Genomic DNA, 21,465 nt, shown 5'->3' with positions numbered 1-21,465 from the left:
GGTCGGCCTGCTGGTGACCGACCCCGCCGTGGTTGTCGGAGTGCTCAGGGCACCAGCCCTGAGTCGGTGATCATGGCGACGGTGGCCTCGAGGGTGTCCAGGTCGTTGAGGTCGATGGCGGGCACCTTCAGGTCGGCCAGTGGCGGCACGTACGTCGGACCGGCCACGCCCGTCACCACCGGGTACTCGAAGGTCTCCTCGGCGAAGTACCGCTGGGCCTCCGCGCCGAGCAGGAAGTCGACGAACGCCTGGGCGTCGGCGTCCTCGGCGGCCCGGTTGAGCACCCCGACCCCGGCGATGTTCACCAGGGCGCCGGTGTCACCGTCGGGGAAGAAGTGCAGCTTGGCCTTCAACTCCTCGGGCGTGCTGCCCTGCTCCTCGGCGATCGCGCCGAGGTAGTAGTGATTGACCAGTCCCATGGGGACCTCGCCGGCGTCGACGGCCTCAACGATCCGGATGTTGTTGTCGAGGATCTGCGCCTCGTTGGCCTTGAGGCCGGACAGGAATTCCTGCGCCCGCTGGTCGCTGTGCTGTACCCGGATCGCGGTGACGAACGCCTGGAAGGAGGCGTTGGTCGGAGCGAGCGCGACCTTGCCCTTCCACGCCGGGCCGGTCAGGTCGAAGACGGATGTCGGGAGTTGGTCGGCGGGGACCAGGTCGGCGTTGTAGACCAGTACCCGGGAGCGGGCGCTGATTCCGACCCACTGGCCGCTGCGCGCCCGGTAGGTCTCGGTGACCTGGTCGGTGCTGGTCTCCGGAAGCGTGGCGAACATGTCCTGTTTGGCCACGGTGCCGAGGGCGCCGGCGTCCTGGGCAAAGAAGATGTCGGCCGGGGACCGGTCGCCCTCCTCGACGAGCTGCGCCGCCAACTGGGCGGTGGTGGCGTATCGGGGCCGGATCTCGATGCCGGTCTGCTCGGTGAACTTCTCCAGCAGCGGCTTGACGAGCTTCTCGTTCCGCCCGCTGTAAACAGTGATGATCTTGTCGTTGGGCTCGCCGGGGTCGGTGTCATCCGCACCGGACCCGCAGGCGACCAGGCCAACGGAGAGTAGTCCGGTCACGACGATCGTCGCAGCGGACCGGCGGAAGAGTGCAGACACGACGAACCTCATTCACACGACACGTCAGCGGAGACTAACCCGGAGAAGTTAGCACAGGCTAACCTCACAGTGAGGTGGTGTGCGGGATGAATCACGGTGGTGGCCCGGTCGCGGACCGATCGCGCCGGCACAGGGGCAGGTCCGGGCCGGCAAGGGGCAGGTCAGCGCCGGATGGCTGCCGGCGAGGCGGGTCAGGGCCGAGTGGCGGCTGACCAGGGCGGGTCAGCGCCGCCGGGTGAAGCCGACGAAGGCCTGCCACGCCGCCGGCCCGAAGGCCAGCGTCGGCCCGTGCGGGTCCTTGCTGTCGCGGACGCCGACGACGCCGGGGAGATTGTCGGCCACCTCTACGCAGTCGCCGCCGTTACCGCCGCTCTTCGTGCTCTTGCGCCACCGGGCACCGGTCAGGTCCATGCTGCTGCCGCTTCTCTCAGGAGATCCAGGGAACGCCCACGGGGGAGGGCCTCCCCACGAATGAGTTCCCACCGTCGCTCCAGCGTAACAATGTCCGATGTCTTCTCCAGCAGCTGCGCCCGCGCGGGGCTGTCCACGTGGGCCACCCGCGACCCGTCCGGCATGTCGGCGATGGTGAAGGGCCCGTCCAACCCCGGGTAGCTGGGGGCGTCGAGCGGGACGACGTGCAGCTGCACCTTCGGCGACTCGGCGCAGGCCAGCAGGTGGGCGAGCTGTTCGGCCATGAGGGCGCGGCTGTCGCCGACCCGCCGCCGCAGGACCCCGGCGTCCAGCACGGCGATCAGCAGCGGCCCCTGCTCGCGCTGGAGGATCGCCTGGCGGTTGAGCCGCGCCTCGACCAGATCGTCGGTGTCGGTGGTGAGGATGCCGCCGGCGAGCGTCGCCTCCGCGTACGCCTCGGTCTGGAGCAGCCCCGGCACCCAGGCGAGCTGGAAGGCCCGTAACGCGATCGCCTCGCGTTCGACGTTGACCCAGGGGCGGAACCAGACCGGCTCCCGGCGGCGGCTCACGTCCGGCCAGAGGGTGTCGATCTCTCGACCCAGCAGCTCCGCGACGGTGGCCCGGTGGCGGGCCTGCGGGATGTGGCCGGGGTTGGCCCACCGCGCGGCGGTCTTCGGATGGACGCCGACCTGACCCGCGAGGCTTTCGGCGGTGTGCCCTGCCTCGGCGAGCGCTGCAACAAACGCATGGTTCATGCCTGCTCCTACCTGGAACGAAGGGACTGTCCCAAAAACTAAAGGCAACGCTGTGTGATTGTCCAGCTTCGGATTGGAGGGTGATGGCAGGACGGTGTGGCCGGTGTGGACCCCAACCCGCCGGAGGCACTGTCGGGCCGCCCCCGCCGGGGGTGGTGGGGCGGCCCTTCCACTCACCGAGGAGGCGGTCATGCGAGTACGTTGGTTCCGTTGTCGGCGTCGTCGGGAAGACACCCCGGCGGAGCTATCGCGGCGGGTTCCGGCCGCACCCCAGCCGGCCTGGATGACGGCACCGACCGAGGCGTACCCCCGGCCCGGTCGGGTCGGTTGGCTGACCCCCGCCCAGTCCTGGCGGGCGAACGGGGGGCGGCGGTGAGGCCGCACTCGTTGCCGCAGCCGAGACTCGGCCCCCATCCCGAGCACCCCCGCCACCGCGCCGGGAACCGGCCGCCGCACACGCCGTTGCGGCCGATGTGGGCATGCCGGGCGTGTGGCCAGCCGTGGCCCTGCGCGGAGGCCCGGCTGCTGTTGAAGGCCGAGTTTGCGACGCGCCCATCCAGTTTGTCGATCTACCTCGCCGGACTGTTGTACGAGGCGATGCACGACCTGTATCACCTGAACCCGCACGACGGGCCGGGTCCGCGTGAGCTTTTTGACCGGTTCGTGGCCTGGGGCCCCTACCGCCGACCGGCCGGGCAGCCCGGGGAGTGAGACCCCGGGCGCCGGAAACTGACCCTCGCCGAGCCGGAACGGCGAGGTTGCCGGCGACTCTCGCAGCGCCGGAGGACGAGGTTGCCGGCGACCTCCCGCGGCCGGAGGACGAGGTTGCCGGCGACCTCCCGCGGCCGGAGGGCAAAGTGACAGGATGAGGGGGATCCCCGAGGAGGTCCGTGGTGAAGCGTCCGGCGTACCAGCCGATCCTGATCACCGACGCACCGCGCAGCCAGGACGATCAGCTCACCAGCCGCCAGAAGCGGTACGTGCTGATGATGGGCGTCCGGGTCGCGTGCCTGGTCGTCGGCGCGATCCTGGTCGGTGCGGAGGCCCCCATGCTCTGGCTCTGGCTGCCCCTGGCCGGCCTGGGCATGATCCTGATCCCGTGGCTGGCCGTGTTGCTGGCCAACGACCGGCCACCGAAGGAGAAGCATCGCCTCGGTGGCCGGTTCCGGCCCCGATCCCGGTCCTTGGCGGACCCGGCACCGACGAGCCTCACCGCCGAGGAACAGCCGCGCAAGGTCATCGACGTCGAGCAGTGACCGGGCGTCAGGTCGGTGGTCGGGCCCCCACCTGGCCGACCGCCGATGCGCCCAGGTCACCGGCGCGCTGTAGCACCGCCTCCGGGGCCGCCCCGGTCAGCCAGATGGAGAGGAGACCGGCGGCGAACGCGTCGCCGGCCCCGGTGGGATCGACCACCGTCATCCGACGAGTCGGGGTAACCGCGATCATGGCGTCCCGGTCCACCCAGACCGCGCCGGCCGCTCCCCGTTTGACCACCACCCGCCGGGCCGAGGCGGAGAGCACCCGGCCCTGCGCCGCCGGGTCGAGCCCGCCCGCCAGCACTCGGGCCTCCGCGGCGTTGACCAGGAGTAGGTCAATGCCGCGTACCCAGCCCAGGAAGGCCGTCGCGCCGACCCGTTGCAGCGGTGCCGCACTGGCCGCGTCCACGCTGACCGACAGCCCCCGCTCGCGGGCGGCGGCCAGTGCGCGCAGCCCGGCCGGCCGGGAACCGGCGTCCAGCAGGGTGTAACCGGACAGGTGCAGGTGGCCGGCGTCCGGTGCGGCGTCGAGAGCGGCATCCACCGCCGCCGGCGAGAGCCACAGGTTCGCCCCCCGCTCGGTGACCATCGTGCGTTCGTCGCTGGTGGCCAGCACCAGGACCGTACCGGTCGGGACCGCGGGCACCTGGGTGACCGCACAGTCGACCCCGCCGCGCTCCAACTCGGCGACCCGATCCCGGCCAGGACCATCGTCGCCCACCGCCCCGACCAGCGTCACTGGCACGCCCAACGCGCCCAGCCAAGCCGCGGTGTTCGCCGCCTGGCCACCCCCGGTGAATCGGATCTCGGCCGGTGTGTCCGAGCCGGTCATCAACGGCCCGCCCAGTACCGCCACCACGTCGGTGATCAGGTCGCCGACGACGACCACCCGGGGTGGCGTCATGCCTGCCGGGCGGCCGAGGCGACCGCGATCCGGGCGGCGAGGTCGGCGTTGCGCAGGATGATCCGGATGTTCACCGCGAGGCTGGCCCCCTCGGTCGCGGAGTGGAAGTGCGCCAGCAGGAACGGGGTAACCGCCTTGCCGGTGACCCCCGCGCGTCGCAACAGCGCCAGCCCTTCAGCCAGGGTGCGATCGTGTAGCGCCGGGTCGAGCTGCTCGTCGGTGGGCAGTGGATTGGCCACGACCAGGCCGGCTGAGTGCAGCCCGTGCTGCTCCTGGGCGGCGAGCGCCGCCGCCACCTGCTCCGGCGAGTCGACCGACCAGTCCAGGTCGAACCCGCCGTCGGTGAGGTAGAAGCCGGGGAAGCGGCGGGTGCGGTAGCCGACGACCCCGACCCCGAGCGTCTCCAGGCGTTCCAACGTGGCGCCCGAGTCGAGAATCGACTTCACTCCGGCGCAGACCACGGCGATCGGCGTACGGGCCAGGGTCGTCAGGTCGGCGGACTCGTCGAAGCTCTGGGCCGCCTCGCGGTGCACGCCGCCGAGACCACCGGTGGCGAACACCCGGATCCCCGCCGCCGCGGCCACCGCGCTGGTAGCGGCCACGGTCGTGGCGCCGTCCGCGCCGGTCGCGGCGGCCACGGCGAGATCGCGTACGGAGAGCTTGGCCACGTCGTCAACGGTGGCGAGCCGGGTCAGCTCGGCGTCGTCGAGACCGACCACGAGCTGGCCGGCGATCATGCCGATGGTGGCCGGCACCGCGCCGGCATCCCGGACGGTCTGTTCGATCTCGCGGGCGACCCGGAGGTTGTCCGGCTGGGGCAGGCCGTGCGAGACGATTGTGCTCTCGAGCGCTACCACGGGACGGCCGACGCGGAGTGCATCGGCGACTTCGGCGCCGTGCCGGAGATGAAAGGTGGTCACAGTGCCCAACCGTACGGCGTCGGTCAGTCGGGCTTGAAGTAGACCGGGCAAAGGGTGACCTGCCAAACTTGGCGGGTGGAGGTATGGAAGTGAGCACACAGGTTCTCGAGCGTCCCGAGGTGAAGGACGCCGACACCGGCCCCGAGATGTTCCATTACGTGCGCAAAGAGAAGATCGCCGAGAGTGCCGTGATGGGCACCTACGTCGTGGCGCTCTGTGGTGAGACGTTCCCGGTCACCAAATCGGCCAAACCGGGCTCACCGGTCTGCCCCAAGTGCAAGGAGATCTACGAGTCAATGCGCGAGTGAGTCGAGCGCGGGCGTCCCGTCGCCCGCGCGAGCTGTGGCGGCACTCACCGCTGCGTGCCCCCCTGCGCTGACCGTGGCGTCGAGTGGGGCGTACGGCGCTCGCTGGTTATGCTGGGCCGGCCCTCGCGGCACTGCGCGCGGGGGCGTTTTCATGGGCGGCGGCGGCGCCGATGCCGGTACGGCTCAGGGGCGTGCGTACGTAACCCGCGATCCTCGGTCGGGGCCGTCCCGCCGGCGGTGAGAGGAGCTTCGCGTGGCAGCCCGGACGCCAACGCTCGAGACCTTCCCAGCCCTGCGCGCCTGGCAGCGCCGGGCGCTGGTGGAGTACCTACGTCGTCGGGATCCGGATTTCACCGCGGTCGCCACGCCGGGGGCCGGCAAAACCACGTTCGCCCTTCGGGTAGCCGCCGAGCTGTTCGCCGACGGCAGCATCGAGGCGATCACCGTGGTCGCCCCGACCGAGCACCTGAAGACCCAGTGGGCGCAGGCTGCCGCCCGGGTCGGCATCCAGCTTGACGCGGCGTTTCGGAACGCGGATCTGCACTCGTCGGCCGATTTCCACGGTGCGGTGGTTACCTACGCCCAGGTGGGGATGGCGCCGCAGGTGCACCGGCGGCGCACCCTGACCCGGCGCACCCTGGTCATCCTCGACGAGATTCACCACGCTGGCGACTCCCGGACCTGGGGGGACGGGGTGCAGGCGGCCTTCGAAGGCGCGGAGCGCCGGCTCATGCTCACCGGCACCCCGTTTCGCTCCGACGACAACCCGATCCCGTTCGTCAGCTACGAACGGGGCGGGGACGGCCTGCTGCGTTCCCGCGCCGACTCGGTCTACGGTTACGCCGACGCGCTGCACGACGGCGTGGTACGCCCGGTGCTCTTCCTCGCCTACTCGGGGGAGACCCGGTGGCGGACGAACGCCGGCGAGGAGCTGGCCGCCCGGCTCGGGGAGCCGATGACCCAGGATCTGATCGCGCAGGCGTGGCGGACCGCGCTCGACCCGGCCGGCGATTGGATGCCGCAGGTGCTGCGGGCGGCGGATGCCCGGCTGACGGTGCTGCGCGACGCCGGGATGCCCGACGCCGCTGGGCTGGTGATCGCCAGTGACCAGCAGGCCGCCCGGTCGTACGCGAAGCTCATCGAGCAGGTGACCGGGGAGAGGGCCGCCGTGGTGCTCTCCGACGACGCGGGGGCCTCGGACCGGATCGCGACGTTCGCGACGGCGCAGCAGCGTTGGCTGGTGGCGGTCCGGATGGTCTCCGAAGGGGTGGATATCCCGCGGCTCGCCGTCGGCGTATACGCCACCAGCGCCAGCACCCCGCTCTACTTCGCACAGGCCATCGGGCGGTTCGTCCGGGCACGCCGGCCGGGGGAGACGGCGTCGGTCTTCCTGCCCAGCGTTCCGCACCTGCTCGGCCTCGCCAGCGAGATGGAAGCCGAGCGGGATCATGTGCTGGGCAAGCCGAAGGACCAGGAGGGCTTCGACGACGACCTGCTGGAGCGTGCCCAGCGAGACGACCAGGCCAGCGGTGAACTGGAGAAGCGGTTCGCCGCGCTCTCCGCGACCGCCGAGCTGGATCAGGTGATCTTCGACGGCGCGTCGTTCGGCACCGCGGCTCAGGCCGGTACGCCGGAGGAGGAGGAGTACCTCGGTCTGCCCGGCCTCCTCACCGCCGATCAGGTGGCCATGCTGCTGTCCAAGCGGCAGGCCGAGCAGCTTGCCGCGTCGCGACGCCGGGGCGCCGCACGGCCGGCTGAGCCGGCCCCGGCGACCGCTGCCGCCCCACCGGCGCCGATGAGTGCGGCGCAGCGTCGGGTGGCGCTGCGCCGGCAGTTGAACGCCCTGGTGGCTGCCCGGCATCACCACACCGGCCAGCCGCACGGCAAAATCCATGCGGAGCTTCGCCGTCGTTGCGGCGGCCCGCCCAGCGCCCAGGCAACGATTGAGCAGCTGGAGGAGCGGATCGCCACGGTGCAGACCCTCTGACTCGATCTGCAGTCGGCCTACCCGGAAGCAGGACGGCAGGTACCGGAGGAAGTAGGTACCGGACAAGAGGGCAGGACAAGACAAAACAGCCGGCCGGGCCCACATGGGCCCGGCCGGCTGTTTTGTCTTGTCCTGCTGCGGCGATCCTCAGTTCATCAGATCTGCGCCACGCCAGCTGAACTCTGGGTCCGCCGCGTACCGCACAGTGATCTTGACTAGATCCTCCGCGTACTTGTTTGCGTGATGCCCGCAAAATACCAGTTCCCCGCCGCCAGCAAGGGTAATGCGGAGCTTGCCGGCAGCATTGCAGCGGTCGCACCGTTCATCGGCGGCCGGGGGGCTCACCGTCTCGGGCGGCGGCGTGAGGGTCGGGGTCATCGCCTTCCTCCTCTGGTCGTCACCGATGAACACTCTCTTCGGTCGTTGCTCACCTATCGTGCAACACCCTGATCAGGGTGCGCGTTCCCTGTGTGCCCGCGGGGGACCGAGGTCACACCTGACTCCGACAGCGTCCCTGCACCAAGGGTGCCACGTCAACGATCACAACCGGGCAACCATCCGACCGGCGGAGGGGGTTGCGCAGAGAGTGCTTAAACTGACACGCTTGGTTGACATCTGCCGTGAAGTCCGCACGGATTCGGTCCCAAGTGCCCCCTTAGTCCAAGTAATCCCGGAGAACCTGGGACCGGGACGGGTGGCGCAGCTTGGACATCGTCTTGGATTCGATCTGCCGGATGCGCTCTCGGGTCACCCCATAGACCTGGCCGATCTCGTCCAACGTGCGTGGCTGACCATCGGTCAGACCGAACCGGAGGCGGACCACGCCGGCCTCGCGCTCGGAGAGCGTCTGCAGCACCTGCTGGAGCTGATCCTGGAGGAGCGAGAACGATACCGCGTCAACCGCGACCACGGCCTCGGAGTCCTCAATGAAGTCGCCGAGCTGGCTGTCGCCCTCGTCGCCGATGGTCTGGTCGAGCGAGATCGGCTCTCGGGCGTACTGCTGGATCTCCAGCACCTTCTCCGGTGTGATATCCATCTCTTTTGCGAGCTCTTCCGGAGTGGGCTCGCGGCCCAGGTCCTGGAGCAGCTCGCGTTGGATCCGGCCGAGCTTGTTGATCACCTCGACCATGTGTACCGGGATGCGGATGGTGCGGGCCTGGTCGGCCATGGCGCGGGTGATGGCCTGGCGGATCCACCAGGTGGCGTAGGTGGAGAACTTGTAGCCCTTGGTGTAGTCGAACTTCTCGACCGCGCGGATCAGGCCGAGGTTGCCTTCCTGGATCAGGTCGAGGAAGGCCATCCCGCGGCCGGTGTAGCGCTTGGCGAGCGACACCACCAGGCGGAGGTTCGCCTCCAGGAGATGGTTCTTCGCCCGCTCCCCGTCCCGCGAGATCCACATCATGTCGCGCTGCATGTCGCGGGTGAACTTCTCGTCGCTCTCTTCCGCCGCGCGCAGCTGCTCGGTGGCGTAGAGGCCGGCCTCGATCCGCTTGGCGAGCTCGACCTCCTGCTCGGCGTTGAGGAGCGGGACCTTGCCGATCTGCTTCAGGTACGCCCGGACGGAGTCCGCGGACGCGGTCAGCTCCGCGTCCCGGCGGGCCTGCTTGAGGGCCTCGGACTCCTCGTCGTCCCACTCGAAGTCGTTGTCGGTGGCGGAGTTCGCCGCATCAGTCTCGGCGGCCCGAGTCAGCTCCGCCGGCTCGTCAACCACCACGTCCTCGATCTCGGCGGCCAACTCCTCCGCGTCAACCTCGCCAGCAGCCCCGCTCTTCGTGGCTTTCGTGGCCTTCGCGGTCTTCGTTGTGGCCTTCGCCGGGCCGGTCGCTGCGGCCACGGTCGCCTTGGTGGCCCGGGTGGCCTTCTTCGCCGGCGTGGCCTTGGCGCCGTCGGCGGCGGCGCCGGCCGCGCCGGCCGCCTTGCGGGCGGTGGCCTTCCGTGGCGCCGGGGCCGGTGCCTCGGCCCCGGTCGGTGCCGCCTTCGAAGCGGACGTGGCGGCCTTCTTGGTGGTCTTGGCGGTGGTGGCCCGGGATGCTGGGGTGGTCGACCGGGCAGCGGCCACCCGGCGGCGTGGGGCGGTGCTGGCCGAACCGTCAACCACGACGGTCACCCCCGCCTCCGAGAGCGCCCGGAGGATCTTCTTGGCCTGGGCCGGAGTCACCTCGGCTGCCTCGACAGTGCGCGCGAGCTGTGCCGACGTGAGCTGACCGCCGGCGCTCTGCGCATGTGCGATCAAGGTGTCGGTGAGCGAGCGAACGTCGGCGCCGGTCTGGCGGGGTTCTGTCACGAATGACCTTCCGGTGGCGAAGTGCGAGCACGGCAGGGTCGTCCGGCGTGGGGCGGAGCGCGGTGCCGGGCGAGTCGTTGAGCCCCCCGTGTCGCGGGCCGGCCGGTTGGCGGCGGTCCGTGGCGCGTGGGCAGGGTGAATTGTAACGCTGTCCACGGCGATCATTCGGCGGCGCACGCCGGACCGCCGGTCGGACCACCGATTTGGCGCGGATGTGGACTTTGAAAGGATGATACCCGCATATGGTCGCGACCACCCCGGTCGTGCGGGAAGGGGACGAGAATGGTCCGCTCGGTACCGGAGCCGCGGGAACTGCTGGAGATCGCGATCGAGGTGGCGCGGGAGGCGGCCACGACGGCGTACCGGATGCGAAGTCAGGGTGTCTCGGTGGCTGCGACCAAGAGCACCGTCACGGACGTGGTGACCGCGGCCGACCAGGCCGTGGAGCGGCAGGTGCACGACGCGCTGCGTCGGCTCCGGCCGGCGGACGCCGTGCTGGGCGAGGAGTACGGGGAAGCGGGCGCCGGTGGCGCCGTACGGTGGATCGTTGATCCCATCGACGGCACCGTGAACTACCTGTACGACATCCCGCACAGCGCGGTCTCGCTCGCCGCCGAGGTGGACGGGGCGGTGGTCGCCGGGGTGGTGCGCAACATCCGTACCGGTGAGGAGTGGACCGCTACCGTCGGTGGCGGCGCCTGGCGGGACGGCCAGCGGCTGCGCTGCTCCACCGAGCCGGATCTGGGTCAGGCGCTGGTGGCCACCGGCTTCGGCTACGACCCTCGCCGTCGGCAGCATCAGGGTCGCGTGCTGGCCGAGCTGATTCCGCATGTTCGCGACATCCGTCGGCTTGGCGCGGCGGCCCTCGATCTCTGCCTCGCTGCCGAGGGGCGGGTGGACGCCTACTACGAGAAGGGGCTCGCCGCCTGGGACCTCGCCGCAGGAGGACTCGTGGCCACCGAGGCCGGCCTACGGGTCAGCGGGTTGGCCGGGGCGGCAGCCGGGCCAGATCTGGTGATCGCCGCGCCCCCGGCGCTCTTCGCGCCGCTGCACGACCGGCTGGCCGACCTCGACGCCGCCGGCGGCCCCTGAAGACCGACCGCCGGCGCCTCCGGAAGACCGACCGGTGGGGGAGTGACCGCGGGTTCGGTCACTCCTCCTGGACCGGGCAGGTTTCGGGCGGCGCCACCGGGGCTCCGAGATCACCGAGGGACTGGTTGACCTCGGTCGTGGTGGCGAGTTGCTGGAAGGCGCTGCCCAGAACGATGTCCACGGTGGCGTCGGCGCGCTCCGGGTCGTAGGAGACCACGGCGTTGTCCAGGAAGTACGCCCGCAGTAGATGCGCCGAACCGACGCCCTTCGGGCCGTACCGCAGGATCGCGATGTCGTCGGTCTTCTCCGCGTCGTCGGTCTTCTCGACCTGAAACTTCCGATTGCGGAAGTCATCGGAGACCTTGCTGGCGAGGCCCACCTGGTCGGTCCCGTTGAGTACGTTGATCTTCACCTCGGCGGGCTCGCGGAGGGTGACATCCGCCTCCGGCCAGCCCTCCTGGCAGCCGGCGCCGAGCCCGGCGTCGCTCTGCGTGTCCCGAACGAGGGCGACAACGGTGAAGATCAGCGCCAGGATCGCCAACAGGGCGACGACGACGAGTGCTCGCACTCGCGCAAAGCTCATCTAGGTGCTCCCGGGACGGAGGAGGGCGACGGTCGTCAGCGGCGGGCGAGTCGCCCGAACGGCCATCCGGTACGCCGCTGAGGTTAACGGTTGTCCGGCGGCGGCGTGGAAACAGCCGGACATGCCGGCGTGCCGGCCGGGAACGGGGTAGTACTACCCCTATCTTCATGTCGCCTGAGTCACATTGGGAACAACTTCCCGTGCGGAGGCGTACATCTCTTCCACGAGGGCGGTATACATGCCACGCCCGCAGTGGAGGTAAGGTACCGCGCTCGCTGGGGGTGTTCCCTGGCGGCGTCGACCCGACTCTTGTCGGGTCGGGTGAACGACACAAGTGGTGGCCGCCCAGCGGAACCGAAACAACGTCGTCCGGCGTTACAACCGGAAGCGACAACATCGATATGGGAGAGTGAACCGATGGCCACCGACTACGACGCCCCGCGTCGCGACGAGGTCGACCTCGGCGAGGACAGCCTGGAAGAGCTGAAGGCGCGGCGCGTCGACTCACAGTCGGGCGCCGTGGACGTGGACGAGGCCGAGGTGGCGGAGAGCTTCGAGCTGCCCGGCGCCGACTTGGCCGACGAGGAGCTGACGGTCAAGGTGCTGCCGATGCAGCAGGACGAGTTCCGGTGCGGGCGTTGCTTCCTGGTGCACCACCGCAGCCAGTTGGCAGCCCAGCGCAACGGCGACCTCATCTGCCGCGAGTGCGTCTGACCAGGATCCGAATAACACCACCGGCGGCGGCTCTGTGCTGGGGCCGCCGCGCACCCCGGTCGCCGTGTGGTGGTCCGGTGGGCAGCGCTGCACCCGCCCCGGTCGGCCGCCAGCACGGCCCAGTCCAGCGGGAGGTCCGGTGCCATGACCGAGCGGGACCGCACCGAGCTGGACCGTGCTGAGTCTGACCGGGTCGAGCCGGACCGCACCGAGCTGGACCGTGCTGAGCTGGACCGTGCTGAGTCTGACCGGGTCGAGCCGGATCGTGCCGGTGACGAACCGGTCAGTGACGCCGACGGCCTCGGTGCCACCGTCGCGGAGCTAACTGCCGACGATGTTCCACCGGCTCGGCGCGGGCAGCTCCTCAGCCGCCTGGTGGGGCAGGCCCGGACCCGCGGGCTCGGCGACCTGTTCCGGCCGCGGGCGGCACTTGGCTGGATGGTGGACACCATCGCCGAGGTTGCTCCGCACGTGCCGGTCCGGGACCGGGCCACGCTCGGCCGGCACTTCCCTGACCTGGACGGTGAGGCGCTGGCCGAACGTCTGGTCCGCAACGCCGCCCGGGCGAGCGCCGGAGTGGGCGCTGCCGGTGGCGGCGTCGCCGCTGTCGAGTGGACGGTGCCCCCGAGCCTGCTCACGGCGCCGGTGCTGCTGGCCGCCGAGACGGTCGCGGTGGTCGCGATCGAGCTGAAGCTGGTCGGCGAACTGCACGAGGTGTACGGGGTGCCGCTGCCCGCCGGTGGTACCCAGCGGGCGGTGGCGCTCGTCATGTCCTGGTCCGGGCGACGAGGGATCAACCCGATGAAGCCGGGCGTTGGAGTGAGCGCGGTGCTGGGCGCCGCGGCCCGCCGTGAGCTGCGGGACCGGCTGGTCAGACGCTTCGGCCGCAACCTCACCACGCTGGGTCCGTTCCTCACCGGGGCGACTGTCGCGAGCTACCTCAACCGACGAGCCACGCGCGCGATGGCCGATCTCCTCCGTGCTGATCTTCGCCGCCGGGCCGGGGCGCCCCCTGACCCACCGCCATGAGCCCACGCTGTCGGGGTGTTGTGGCCCTGTTCCGGCGCCGCTGGTCGCCGGTTGAGCCGGGGCCGACTCAGTCCCGAGCGGTGTCGGCCGCGTCCCGAGCGGTGTCGGCCGCGTTCCGGGCGGTGTCGGCCGCGTCCCGAGCGGCGAGGAGCGCCTCCGCCAGTTTCACCGGCCGCCGGGTGCTCACCACCCAGAACGGGGTCGGGTCAGCCGGGTCGTTGAGCACCACCTGCACGGCGCCGGGAAGCCACGGCCGTTGGATCACGAACGCCAGTGGGTCCGCGCCGACGCCGAGCACCTCACGTCGCCCGGCGGCGTCCAACGGGATGACATCGGCGACGAACCGGGCCGGCAGCCGCGCGTCGTCCACCCTCAGCTCGCCGTCGTCAACCGTCACCCGGATTCGGCCCAGCCAGAGCAGGCCCGCCAGGCACGCCGGGAGCAGCAGCACGAACGGCAGCCACGCCCGGACGCCCGATGCGCCCAGCCAGATCTCAGTGGCGAGCAGCCCGGCCACGGCGAATCCGCCCAGCCAGAGCCACCACGGCAGAGCCAGCCGTTCGGCGTAGCGGGCAGATGGGGACGAGGAGACGCGCACGAGATGAAGGGTACGGCGCGTGCCGTGGGGAGTACCGGGCAGGATAGGCAGGTCACCCAAGAACCGGAGGAAGAGGGAACCGTGACCGATGTCGTACCCGTGCCTGTGCGGCAGCTCGACCCCGGACTGCCGCTGCCTGCGTACGCCCATCCTGGCGATGCGGGGGCGGACCTGATGGCCGCCGCGGATGTGGAGCTGCCCCCCGGCGGCCGGGCCCTGGTGCCGACCGGGGTAGCCATCGCGTTGCCCGAGGGGTATGTGGGCCTGGTACACCCCCGTTCGGGTCTGGCCGCCCGGCTCGGCGTGACCGTGCTCAACGCGCCCGGTACGGTCGACGCCGGCTATCGGGGTGAGATCCTCGTCAACCTGATCAACCATGATCGGGAGACGGTGGCTCGGATCGCTCGCGGTGACCGCATCGCACAGCTGGTTGTGCAGCGGGTGGCCCGGGCACGGTTCCAGCCAGCGACGGAGCTGCCCGTCTCCCAGCGGGGCGCCGGCGGGCACGGCTCCACCGGCGGCCACGCCGGGCTGGGGTCGGCCACCGCGGCGACCGATGGTCGGCAGCCGGTGCCGGAGGCGTCGTGAAATCCGGCGCGGGCGCATCGCCGGTAGCGGAGGAAAGTGACAGGGTGGGCGTGAACAGCGTGAACAGCGGAGGGTGTACGCAGTGATCTTCTCCCGAAAGCGGGCCGGTGCCGAACGGCGCCCGCGCGATGAGCGGCCCGAGGCCCAGGACACGCACGAAGCGACGAATTCGGCGGTGCCGGCCCCCGGCCCCTACGACGTGACCGAGGCGCCGGCCGGGGTGCAGCGGCTCGACCTGGGGAGTCTGCAGATTCCCGCGGTCGGCGGGGTCGAGGTGCGGGTGCAGGCCGACCAGCAGGGCGCTGTCCAGCAGGTGGTGCTCGTGCACGGGCAGAACGCGCTTCAGCTCGGGGTCTTCGCCGCCCCGCGCAGCGCGGGCATCTGGGACGAGGTACGCGAGGAGATCCACAAGTCCCTGTCCAACGACGGCGCCACCGTCGAGGAGGTCACGGGTGCGTACGGCGTCGAGCTGCGGGTCCAGGTCCCTACCCAGGACGGCCGTACCGACCTGCGGTTTGTCGGCATCGACGGGCCGCGCTGGATGGTCCGCGCCGTATTCCAGGGCAAGGCGGCGACCGACCCGGATGCGGCCGGTCCGCTGACCGTCTGTCTGGAGGGCCTGGTCGTCGACCGGGGTCAGGAGGCGCGGCCGGTGCGGGAGCCGCTGCCCCTGCGCCTGCCCCGGGAAGCCGCGGAACAGTCGGCCGCGGAACAGTCGGCCGCGGGCGGCTCCGCCGCCGAGTCGAAGCCGACCCCACCGGCCTGACGGCGCTTCACCAACCGCTGGGGGCCACTTCGTCGGCGTACGCTGGCGGAGCGGTCCCGGCGTGCGGTGGGCCGTACCACCGCCGGCCCGGGGTCGGCCAAGCCCGGAAAGGGTGACGCGGAGGTCATGTCGACCGACGAGCGACGGGGTTCGCTGCGGCGCATGCTGCGTCGGCTCACCGCCAGCGAGGCGGAGATCGAGGCGCAGGAGCTGCTCCGGGAGAGCGCCGAACACGGCGGCATGCCGGCCCGCCAGTGCTGTCGAGGCCAGCTGGTGGCGGTCTCCGGCCGGCTCCGCACCGTGGTCTACACGCCGCGGACCAATCAGCCGACGTTGGAGGCGGACCTGTACGACGGCAGCGACGTGGTGACCCTGGTGTGGCTGGGCCGGCGGCACATCGCCGGCATCGAACCAGGTCGACACCTGACCGCGCGGGGCCGGGTCGCCATCCGAGGTGACCGTAAAGTTATCTACAACCCGTACTACGAGTTGGAGCCGCCGAAGTGACGACGGGACAGCGCCCCACGGCGCAGCCGGGCACGGGAGAGGAGGAACCGCTCCCGACGATCGCCGAGCAGATGGCCGACCAGCTGGGTGGCTGGCGCGGGTTGCTGGAGTCCAGCATCCCGGTGGTCGTCTTCGTGGTCGCCAACATTCTCGGTGAGCTGCGCCCGGCGGTGGTCGCCGCGGTGGGAGTCGCGGTGTTCATCGCGGTGCTACGGCTGGCCCAGCGGCGGCCGGTGCGACACGCGGTGAATGGGCTGTTCGGTATCGCGATCGGCGCGGCGATCGCCTGGCGCACCGGCAATGAGCGGGACTTCTACCTGCCCGGCATCCTCTACGGCATCGGTTACGGCCTGGTGCTGCTGGGCTCGGCGGCGATCCGGCAGCCCCTGGTCGGCTGGATCTGGTCGGTCCTGGTGGCCAAGGGCGCCTCCGAGTGGCGGCAGGACCCGCTCCTGGTGCGGACCTTCACCCGGCTGACCGTGCTCTGGGGGGTGGTCTGGCTGGCGAAGGTCGGGGTGCAGGCCGGGCTCTACCTCGCCCACCAGGACACTGCGCTCGGCATCGCCCGGCTCTTGCTCGGCTACCCGCCGTACGTGCTGCTCCTGCTGATCACGGTCTGGACGGTGCGTCGGGTGACCCGACACAGACCTCCGACCGCGGTTGGTTAACGGCTGGCCGCAAGCTCAGCAGGCCTTGCGGGTCCGCTCGACGCTGTCCGGGCCGAGCACCACCGTCCGGACGCCATCCTCCACCTCCGCCGTACAGACGAAGATCAGCTCGTCGCCGGCCTCGATCGGGTCGTCCGGGCTGGGCACCAGCACCCGCTTGCCGCGGAGGATCGCCACCAGCGCCGCGTCGCGGGGCAGCGGCACATCCCGCAGCGGCTGACCGACGTACGGGGCGCTTGTCGGCAGCGTGATCTCGACCAGGTTCGCCTCGCCCTGCCGGAAGGTCATCAGCCGGACCAGGTCACCGACGGTCACGGCCTCCTCCACCAGGGCGGCCATCACCCGCGGCTTGCTGACCGCCACGTCCACCCCCCACTGCTCGGTGAAGAGCCACTCGTTCTCGGCCCGATTGATCCGGGCGACCACCCGGGGCACCGCGAACTCAGTCTTGGCCAGCAGCGAGACCACCAGGTTGACCTTGTCGTCGCCGGTGGCCGCGACCACCACGTCGCGGTTGGCCAGCTCGGCCTCCTCCAGGCTGGTCAGCTCGCAGGCGTCGGCCAGCACCCACTCCGCGTCCGGCACCCGCTCGGGGCGGAGCATCGTGGGCTGCCGCTCGATTAGCGTCACCTGGTGGCCGTTGTCGATCAGCTCCTGGGCGATCGAGCGGCCTACGTTTCCGGCGCCGGCGATGGCAACCCGCATCGTTCACTGCCCCCCTTCCAGCGGCAGCGCCGCCACCGACGTGACCGCGTTGACGATGTCATCGGTGACCAGCATGAAGATCTGATCACCCTCCTGCACGACGGTGCTCGGCGTCGGCAACATGCCGATCCCGAACCGGGTGAGATACGCCACCCGGGCGCCGGTCGTCTTCTCCAGCGCCAGCACCGACCGGCCAACCCAGTCCTTGTGCACCGGCACCTCCACGATCGAGATGGTGCTCGTCGGGTCCCGGAACAACGCCTCGTTGCCGTCCGGCACCAGGTGCCGCAGCATCCGGTCGGCGGTCCACCGGACGGTGGCCACCGTCGGGATGCCGAGGCGCTCGTAGACCTGGGCCCGCCGTGGGTCGTAGATGCGCGCGGCGACGCGGGTGACGCCGAAGGTCTCCCGAGCCAGCCGAGCGGAGATGATGTTGGAGTTGTCACCGCTGGAGACGGCCGCGAACGCGTCCGCCCGGTGGATGCCGGCCTGCCGGAGCACCTCCCCGTCGAAGCCGGCGCCGGTCACCGTGATGCCGGCGAAGTCGTGGCCGAGTCGCCGGAAGGCGTCGGCATTCTGGTCGACGACCGCGACCGAGTGCCCGCGGGCCTCCAGGCCGTGCGCGAGGGTCGACCCGACCCGCCCACAGCCCATGATCACCACATGCACCGTGCCCCTCCTCAACATCCACTCGTACCAGCCGTTATGGCTGTTGGACGCACCCGCCACGTCCCCTGGGGCGGACGCGGACCGACGGTACTCCCTGAATAGACCCTTGGGTGTTCGGCCACCCGGGGGCGGCTGTGGCCGAGGGTCGTACGCTTGGCGGTTGTGGCCCGACCCGCCTCGCTGGTGAAGCGACTGCTCGTCGGTCGACCGTTCCGGTCCGACCGACTCCAGCACACCCTGCTGCCCAAGCGCATCGCCCTGCCCGTTTTCGCCTCCGACGCGCTCTCCAGCGTGGCGTACGCCCCGGACGAGATCCTGCTGATGCTCTCGTTCGCCGGGGCCTCGGCGTTCGTCTTCTCGCCGTGGATCGCCCTGGCGGTGGTCGTGGTGATGCTCGCCGTGGTGGCGAGCTACCGGCAGAACGTGTACGCCTACCCGTCCGGCGGCGGCGACTACGAGGTGGCCACGGTCAACCTGGGGCGCCGCGCCGGCGTCGGCGTGGCCAGCGCCCTCCTGGTCGACTACGTGTTGACCGTCGCGGTGTCGGTCGCGTCCGGGGTGGCGAACCTGGGCGCGGTGATCCCCTTCGTGGCCACCCACAAGGTGGCGGTGGCCGTCGCCGCGGTGGTGCTGCTCGCCGCCGTCAACCTGCGGGGGATCAAGGAGTCCGGCACCACCTTCGCCATCCCCACCTACGGCTTCATGATCGTTATCGTCGGCATGATTCTCACCGGGCTGGTCCGGGTGGTGCTGCTCGGCCACGACCTGCGTGCTCCCAGCGCCGACCTGGTCATCGCCACCGAGTGGAGCGATACGACGGGGTGGGCGATGGCGTTCCTGCTGCTGCGGAGTTTCTCCTCCGGCTGTGCCGCGCTCACCGGCGTCGAGACGATCTCCAACGGGGTGCCCGCCTTCCGGGCGCCGAAGAGCCGCAACGCGGCGACCACCCTGCTCATGCTCGGCGCGGTGGCGGTGACCATGCTGGTCGGCATCGTCTGGCTGGCCCGGCTGACCGGCCTGCAGTTCGTGGAGGACCCGGCCCGGCAGATCGTCGGCGGCCCCGACGGGTACGTGCAGAAGACCGTCACCGCGCAGCTCGGTGAGACCATCTTCGGCTCCGGGTCGCTGCTGCTCTTCGTGGTCGTCGGCGTGACCGCCCTGATTCTCTTCCTGGCCGCGAACACCGCGTTCACCGGCTTCCCGGTGCTCGGGTCGATCCTCGCCCAGGACCGCTACCTGCCCCGGCAGCTACACACCCGGGGGGACCGGCTCGCGTTCTCCAACGGCATCCTCTTCCTGGCCGGGTTCGCGATCATGCTGATCATTGGTTTCCAGGCTGAGGTGACCAAGCTGATCCAGCTCTACATCGTCGGCGTCTTCGTCTCGTTCACCCTGTCCCAGGCCGGCATGATCCGGCACTGGAACCGGTACCTCCGGGTCGAACGCGACCAGCAGGTACGCCGGCAGATGATCCGCTCCCGGGCGATCAACAGCTTCGGCATGGCGATGACCGCCACCGTGCTGGTGATCGTGGTCGTCACGAAGTTCCTGCTCGGCGCGTGGATCGCCATCGCCGCGATGGCCATGATCTACCTGGTGATGCTGGGGATCCGTCGGCACTACGACCGGGTCGCCGTCGAGCTCACCCCCGACGAGGGGCGGCCGGTGAAACCGGCCCGCAACCACGCGGTCGTGCTGGTCAGCAAGGTGCACCAGCCGACCCTGCGGGCGATCGCCTACGCGCAGGTCACCCGGCCGGACAGTCTGACCGCGGTGACGGTGAACGTCGATGACAAGGACACCCGCCGGTTGCAGGCCGAGTGGGAACGGCGGGACGTGCCGGTCGCGCTGACTGTGATCGACTCGCCCTACCGGGAGATCACCCGCCCGATCCTCAACTATGTGGCCGGCGTCCGTCGGTCCTCGCCCCGCGACGTGGTCACCGTCTTCATCCCCGAATACGTGGTCGGCCACTGGTGGGAGAACCTTTTGCACAACCAGAGCGCACTGCGGCTCAAGGGCCGGCTGCTCTTCGAACCGGGAGTGATGGTCACCAGCGTGCCGTGGCAGCTCGTCTCGACCGAAGGTAAAGATCTGGACCGGCTGGACGAGACGCTTAGCCGAGGACCGGCCCGCGGTCCCCGGGTGACGCCGGGCGGCCCGGAGCCGGCAAACGACCCGGAGCCGGCAAACAGCCCGGAGCCGGCAAACGACCCGCCAACGGTCTTCGCTCCGCCGCCCAGGAGCGGCCCGGACCAGTCCGACGGAGGTACCCGGTGATCGGCGACGAAGGGTTGGCGGAGGCCGAGCGGGTCGAGTTGACCGTCGGGGCGGTGGCCCCGGGCGGGCACTGCGTCGCCCGGGTCGCCGGCCAGGTGGTCTTCGTCCGGCACGCGCTCCCCGGCGAGCGGGTGGTGGCCGAGGTCACCGAGGTGCACCGCGGGTTCGTCCGGGCCGACGCGGTGACGGTGCTGGCGGCCGCACCGGAACGGGTCGAGCCCCCCTGCCCGTACGCGAAGCCCGGCCGCTGCGGCGGCTGCGACCTGCAGCACGTGTCCCCCGAGGCGCAGCTGACCTGGAAAGCGGGGGTGATCCGCGAACAACTCACTCGACTGGGCGGGTTGACCGGTGCGGAGCTGGACGCGCTGGGCATCCAGGTTGAGGCGCTGCCCGGCGGGTCGCTGGGCTGGCGTTCCCGGGTGCGGTACACCGTTGACGGCGCCGGTCGGGCCGGCCTGCTCAAGCACCGCTCGTACGAGGTGGTGCCGATCGACCGGTGCCGGATCGCCCACCCGGCGATTCAACAACTGCCGGTGCTCGGCCCCGTACGGTGGCCGGACGCGGAGGCCGTCGAGTCGGTCGCCTCGACCGGCGGGGATGTGACCGTGACCGCCGTCGCCGACGGGGCGACGCAGCCGGTGAGCGGGCCGGAACGGGTCCACGAGGAGGCCGCCGGCCGGCGGTGGACGCTGCCCCCGTCGGCGTTCTGGCAGGTCCACCCGGCGGCGGCGGACACCCTGGTCAACGCCGTGCTAGCGCAGCTTGACCCGCAGCCGGGGGAGACCGCCTGGGACCTGTACGGCGGGGCCGGCCTCTTCGCCGCGGCCCTGGCGGAGCGGGTCGGTGCCACCGGCCGGGTCACCCTCGTTGAGGCCGCCGGGGCCGGCATCGCCGCCGCCCGACAGAACCTGCGGGATCTGCCACAGGTCGGCATCGTCTCGGGCCGGGTCGCCCCGGTGCTGGACCGGGGGCGCCTCACCGCGCCGGTGGACCTGGTGGTGCTCGACCCGCCCCGCTCCGGGGCCGGGGCCCGGGTGGTGCGGGCGGTGGCCACCGCCGGAGCGCGCGCGGTGGCGTACGTGGCCTGTGACCCGGCCGCCTTTGCCCGGGACGTCCGTAGCTTCGCCGAGCTGGGCTGGCGGCTGGCCGCGCTGCGCGGCTTCGACCTCTTTCCGATGACCCAGCACGTGGAGTTGGTAGGGCTGCTGCTGCCGCCCGCCTCGCCGCACCAGCACCGGAGCGAAGCCTGACCGTGCGGCACCAGCACCGGAGCGAAGCCTGACCATCGGCTCAGCGTTGCCGGCGTCCTGCGGACCGTTCCGGGTGCTCCCGACCGGACCG

At 71.1% G+C, this 21,465-nt stretch carries 25 protein-coding genes; 14 read left to right on the top strand and 11 right to left on the bottom strand.

The window, feature by feature from the left end; translation table 11 throughout:
* Positions 1-44: 44 nt before the first annotated feature.
* From B116_RS0108010 to B116_RS0108000, 3 genes are all read right to left on the bottom strand, one after another.
* Positions 45-1,112 (bottom strand): iron ABC transporter substrate-binding protein, encoded by a 1,068-nt coding sequence (locus B116_RS0108010; protein WP_027659729.1) that lies wholly within the window; start codon positions 1,110-1,112, stop codon positions 45-47.
* 210 nt (positions 1,113-1,322) lie between these two features.
* On the bottom strand, positions 1,323-1,511 hold the full coding sequence (locus B116_RS0108005; protein WP_027645972.1) for a DUF397 domain-containing protein: 189 nt from the start codon (positions 1,509-1,511) through the stop codon (positions 1,323-1,325).
* Positions 1,502-2,266: a DUF5753 domain-containing protein gene (locus tag B116_RS0108000; protein ID WP_027659728.1), complete on the bottom strand. Its 765-nt coding sequence runs from the start codon at positions 2,264-2,266 to the stop codon at positions 1,502-1,504. Before B116_RS0108000 ends, B116_RS0108005 begins: the two co-directional genes overlap by 10 nt.
* 190 nt (positions 2,267-2,456) lie before the next feature.
* Here B116_RS0108000 and B116_RS26370 point away from each other — a divergent pair, with 190 nt between their 5' ends.
* From B116_RS26370 to B116_RS0107985, 3 genes are all read left to right on the top strand, one after another.
* On the top strand, positions 2,457-2,642 hold the full coding sequence (locus B116_RS26370; protein ID WP_082312758.1) for a hypothetical protein: 186 nt from the start codon (positions 2,457-2,459) through the stop codon (positions 2,640-2,642).
* Entirely contained in the window at positions 2,639-2,977 is a 339-nt protein-coding gene (locus B116_RS0107995; protein WP_026321640.1) for a hypothetical protein, read from the top strand. Before B116_RS26370 ends, B116_RS0107995 begins: the two co-directional genes overlap by 4 nt.
* A 182-nt stretch (positions 2,978-3,159) precedes the next feature.
* Positions 3,160-3,522 (top strand): DUF3099 domain-containing protein, encoded by a 363-nt coding sequence (locus B116_RS0107985; protein WP_026321639.1) that lies wholly within the window; start codon positions 3,160-3,162, stop codon positions 3,520-3,522.
* Between the two features lie 7 nt (positions 3,523-3,529).
* Here B116_RS0107985 and B116_RS0107980 read toward each other — a convergent pair whose 3' ends face one another.
* Together B116_RS0107980 and B116_RS0107975 are read right to left on the bottom strand one after the other, a co-directional pair.
* The gene (locus B116_RS0107980) at positions 3,530-4,426 is read right to left on the bottom strand and encodes a carbohydrate kinase family protein (protein ID WP_018721798.1); all 897 of its coding nucleotides are present in this window, start codon (positions 4,424-4,426) and stop codon (positions 3,530-3,532) included.
* Complete coding sequence (locus B116_RS0107975) at positions 4,423-5,397, bottom strand: pseudouridine-5'-phosphate glycosidase (RefSeq protein ID WP_188116006.1); 975 nt, start codon at positions 5,395-5,397, stop codon at positions 4,423-4,425. The genes B116_RS0107980 and B116_RS0107975 overlap by 4 nt, the downstream gene beginning before the upstream one ends.
* A gap of 32 nt (positions 5,398-5,429) precedes the next feature.
* Between B116_RS0107975 and B116_RS0107970 the strand changes: the two genes are divergently transcribed.
* Together B116_RS0107970 and B116_RS0107965 are read left to right on the top strand one after the other, a co-directional pair.
* Entirely contained in the window at positions 5,430-5,654 is a 225-nt protein-coding gene (locus B116_RS0107970; protein ID WP_018220546.1) for a DUF3039 domain-containing protein, read from the top strand.
* A 253-nt stretch (positions 5,655-5,907) separates the two neighbouring features.
* Positions 5,908-7,641 (top strand): DEAD/DEAH box helicase, encoded by a 1,734-nt coding sequence (locus B116_RS0107965; protein ID WP_018721796.1) that lies wholly within the window; start codon positions 5,908-5,910, stop codon positions 7,639-7,641.
* A gap of 147 nt (positions 7,642-7,788) precedes the next feature.
* Here B116_RS0107965 and B116_RS0107960 read toward each other — a convergent pair whose 3' ends face one another.
* Both B116_RS0107960 and B116_RS0107955 read right to left on the bottom strand, forming a co-directional pair.
* Positions 7,789-8,019, bottom strand: a complete 231-nt coding sequence (locus B116_RS0107960) for a DUF7455 domain-containing protein (protein WP_018253529.1) — start codon at positions 8,017-8,019, stop codon at positions 7,789-7,791.
* Positions 8,020-8,296: 277 nt separating this feature from the next.
* A complete protein-coding gene (locus B116_RS0107955; protein WP_027659726.1) occupies positions 8,297-9,925 on the bottom strand; it encodes an RNA polymerase sigma factor in 1,629 nt (542 codons plus the stop codon).
* A 282-nt stretch (positions 9,926-10,207) separates the two neighbouring features.
* Between B116_RS0107955 and B116_RS0107950 the strand changes: the two genes are divergently transcribed.
* A complete protein-coding gene (locus B116_RS0107950; RefSeq protein WP_018721794.1) occupies positions 10,208-11,017 on the top strand; it encodes an inositol monophosphatase family protein in 810 nt (269 codons plus the stop codon).
* Positions 11,018-11,075: 58 nt separating this feature from the next.
* Here B116_RS0107950 and B116_RS0107945 read toward each other — a convergent pair whose 3' ends face one another.
* Entirely contained in the window at positions 11,076-11,585 is a 510-nt protein-coding gene (locus tag B116_RS0107945) for a LytR C-terminal domain-containing protein (RefSeq protein ID WP_018721793.1), read from the bottom strand.
* Positions 11,586-12,017: 432 nt separating this feature from the next.
* Here B116_RS0107945 and B116_RS0107940 point away from each other — a divergent pair, with 432 nt between their 5' ends.
* Both B116_RS0107940 and B116_RS0107935 read left to right on the top strand, forming a co-directional pair.
* On the top strand, positions 12,018-12,314 hold the full coding sequence (locus B116_RS0107940) for a DUF4193 domain-containing protein (RefSeq protein ID WP_018214600.1): 297 nt from the start codon (positions 12,018-12,020) through the stop codon (positions 12,312-12,314).
* A 144-nt stretch (positions 12,315-12,458) separates the two neighbouring features.
* Positions 12,459-13,343 (top strand): hypothetical protein, encoded by an 885-nt coding sequence (locus B116_RS0107935; RefSeq protein ID WP_223874533.1) that lies wholly within the window; start codon positions 12,459-12,461, stop codon positions 13,341-13,343.
* 67 nt (positions 13,344-13,410) lie between these two features.
* On the opposite strand, the gene B116_RS0107930 is transcribed toward B116_RS0107935, so the two are convergent.
* A complete protein-coding gene (locus B116_RS0107930) occupies positions 13,411-13,941 on the bottom strand; it encodes a DUF3093 domain-containing protein (protein WP_026321636.1) in 531 nt (176 codons plus the stop codon).
* 81 nt (positions 13,942-14,022) lie between these two features.
* On the opposite strand from B116_RS0107930, the gene dut reads away from it, so the two are divergent.
* The 4 genes from dut (at position 14,023) to B116_RS0107910 (ending at position 16,470) form a co-directional block, all read left to right on the top strand.
* Positions 14,023-14,529: a dUTP diphosphatase gene (gene dut / locus B116_RS0107925; protein ID WP_027659725.1), complete on the top strand. Its 507-nt coding sequence runs from the start codon at positions 14,023-14,025 to the stop codon at positions 14,527-14,529.
* A gap of 82 nt (positions 14,530-14,611) precedes the next feature.
* A complete protein-coding gene (locus B116_RS0107920; RefSeq protein ID WP_027659724.1) occupies positions 14,612-15,295 on the top strand; it encodes a DUF3710 domain-containing protein in 684 nt (227 codons plus the stop codon).
* Positions 15,296-15,421: 126 nt separating this feature from the next.
* Positions 15,422-15,802, top strand: a complete 381-nt coding sequence (locus B116_RS0107915) for an OB-fold nucleic acid binding domain-containing protein (protein WP_026321633.1) — start codon at positions 15,422-15,424, stop codon at positions 15,800-15,802.
* Positions 15,799-16,470, top strand: a complete 672-nt coding sequence (locus tag B116_RS0107910) for a DUF3159 domain-containing protein (protein ID WP_018721787.1) — start codon at positions 15,799-15,801, stop codon at positions 16,468-16,470. Before B116_RS0107915 ends, B116_RS0107910 begins: the two co-directional genes overlap by 4 nt.
* 15 nt (positions 16,471-16,485) lie before the next feature.
* Here B116_RS0107910 and B116_RS0107905 read toward each other — a convergent pair whose 3' ends face one another.
* On the bottom strand, positions 16,486-17,175 hold the full coding sequence (locus tag B116_RS0107905; RefSeq protein WP_018721786.1) for a potassium channel family protein: 690 nt from the start codon (positions 17,173-17,175) through the stop codon (positions 16,486-16,488).
* Positions 17,176-17,178: 3 nt separating this feature from the next.
* The gene (locus B116_RS0107900) at positions 17,179-17,844 is read right to left on the bottom strand and encodes a potassium channel family protein (protein ID WP_026321632.1); all 666 of its coding nucleotides are present in this window, start codon (positions 17,842-17,844) and stop codon (positions 17,179-17,181) included.
* A 162-nt stretch (positions 17,845-18,006) separates the two neighbouring features.
* Here B116_RS0107900 and B116_RS0107895 point away from each other — a divergent pair, with 162 nt between their 5' ends.
* A complete protein-coding gene (locus tag B116_RS0107895) occupies positions 18,007-20,124 on the top strand; it encodes an APC family permease (protein ID WP_018721784.1) in 2,118 nt (705 codons plus the stop codon).
* A complete protein-coding gene (locus tag B116_RS0107890) occupies positions 20,121-21,374 on the top strand; it encodes a class I SAM-dependent RNA methyltransferase (protein ID WP_027659723.1) in 1,254 nt (417 codons plus the stop codon). Before B116_RS0107895 ends, B116_RS0107890 begins: the two co-directional genes overlap by 4 nt.
* Positions 21,375-21,465 lie beyond the last annotated feature (91 nt).

The sequence above is a fragment of the Salinispora fenicalii genome (assembly GCF_000514815.1).
GTDB lineage: Bacteria > Actinomycetota > Actinomycetes > Mycobacteriales > Micromonosporaceae > Micromonospora > Micromonospora fenicalii.
Note: the sequence above shows the minus strand (reverse complement) of the source record. Positions and strands in the feature narration are given on the sequence as shown.

What these genes read in the sequence shown, in the direction of transcription:
- B116_RS0107960 (WP_018253529.1), bottom strand. Translation starts at nt 8,019, where the DNA reads ATGACCCCGACCCTCACGCCGCCGCCCGAGACGGTGAGCCCCCCGGCC.
- B116_RS0107905 (WP_018721786.1), bottom strand. Translation starts at nt 17,175, where the DNA reads ATGCGGGTTGCCATCGCCGGCGCCGGAAACGTAGGCCGCTCGATCGCC.
- B116_RS0108010 (WP_027659729.1), bottom strand. Translation starts at nt 1,112, where the DNA reads ATGAGGTTCGTCGTGTCTGCACTCTTCCGCCGGTCCGCTGCGACGATC.
- B116_RS26370 (WP_082312758.1), top strand. Translation starts at nt 2,457, where the DNA reads ATGCGAGTACGTTGGTTCCGTTGTCGGCGTCGTCGGGAAGACACCCCG.
- B116_RS0108000 (WP_027659728.1), bottom strand. Translation starts at nt 2,266, where the DNA reads ATGAACCATGCGTTTGTTGCAGCGCTCGCCGAGGCAGGGCACACCGCC.
- B116_RS0107940 (WP_018214600.1), top strand. Translation starts at nt 12,018, where the DNA reads ATGGCCACCGACTACGACGCCCCGCGTCGCGACGAGGTCGACCTCGGC.
- B116_RS0107980 (WP_018721798.1), bottom strand. Translation starts at nt 4,426, where the DNA reads ATGACGCCACCCCGGGTGGTCGTCGTCGGCGACCTGATCACCGACGTG.
- B116_RS0107935 (WP_223874533.1), top strand. Translation starts at nt 12,459, where the DNA reads ATGACCGAGCGGGACCGCACCGAGCTGGACCGTGCTGAGTCTGACCGG.
- B116_RS0108005 (WP_027645972.1), bottom strand. Translation starts at nt 1,511, where the DNA reads ATGGACCTGACCGGTGCCCGGTGGCGCAAGAGCACGAAGAGCGGCGGT.
- B116_RS0107950 (WP_018721794.1), top strand. Translation starts at nt 10,208, where the DNA reads ATGGTCCGCTCGGTACCGGAGCCGCGGGAACTGCTGGAGATCGCGATC.
- B116_RS0107915 (WP_026321633.1), top strand. Translation starts at nt 15,422, where the DNA reads ATGTCGACCGACGAGCGACGGGGTTCGCTGCGGCGCATGCTGCGTCGG.
- B116_RS0107970 (WP_018220546.1), top strand. Translation starts at nt 5,430, where the DNA reads ATGGAAGTGAGCACACAGGTTCTCGAGCGTCCCGAGGTGAAGGACGCC.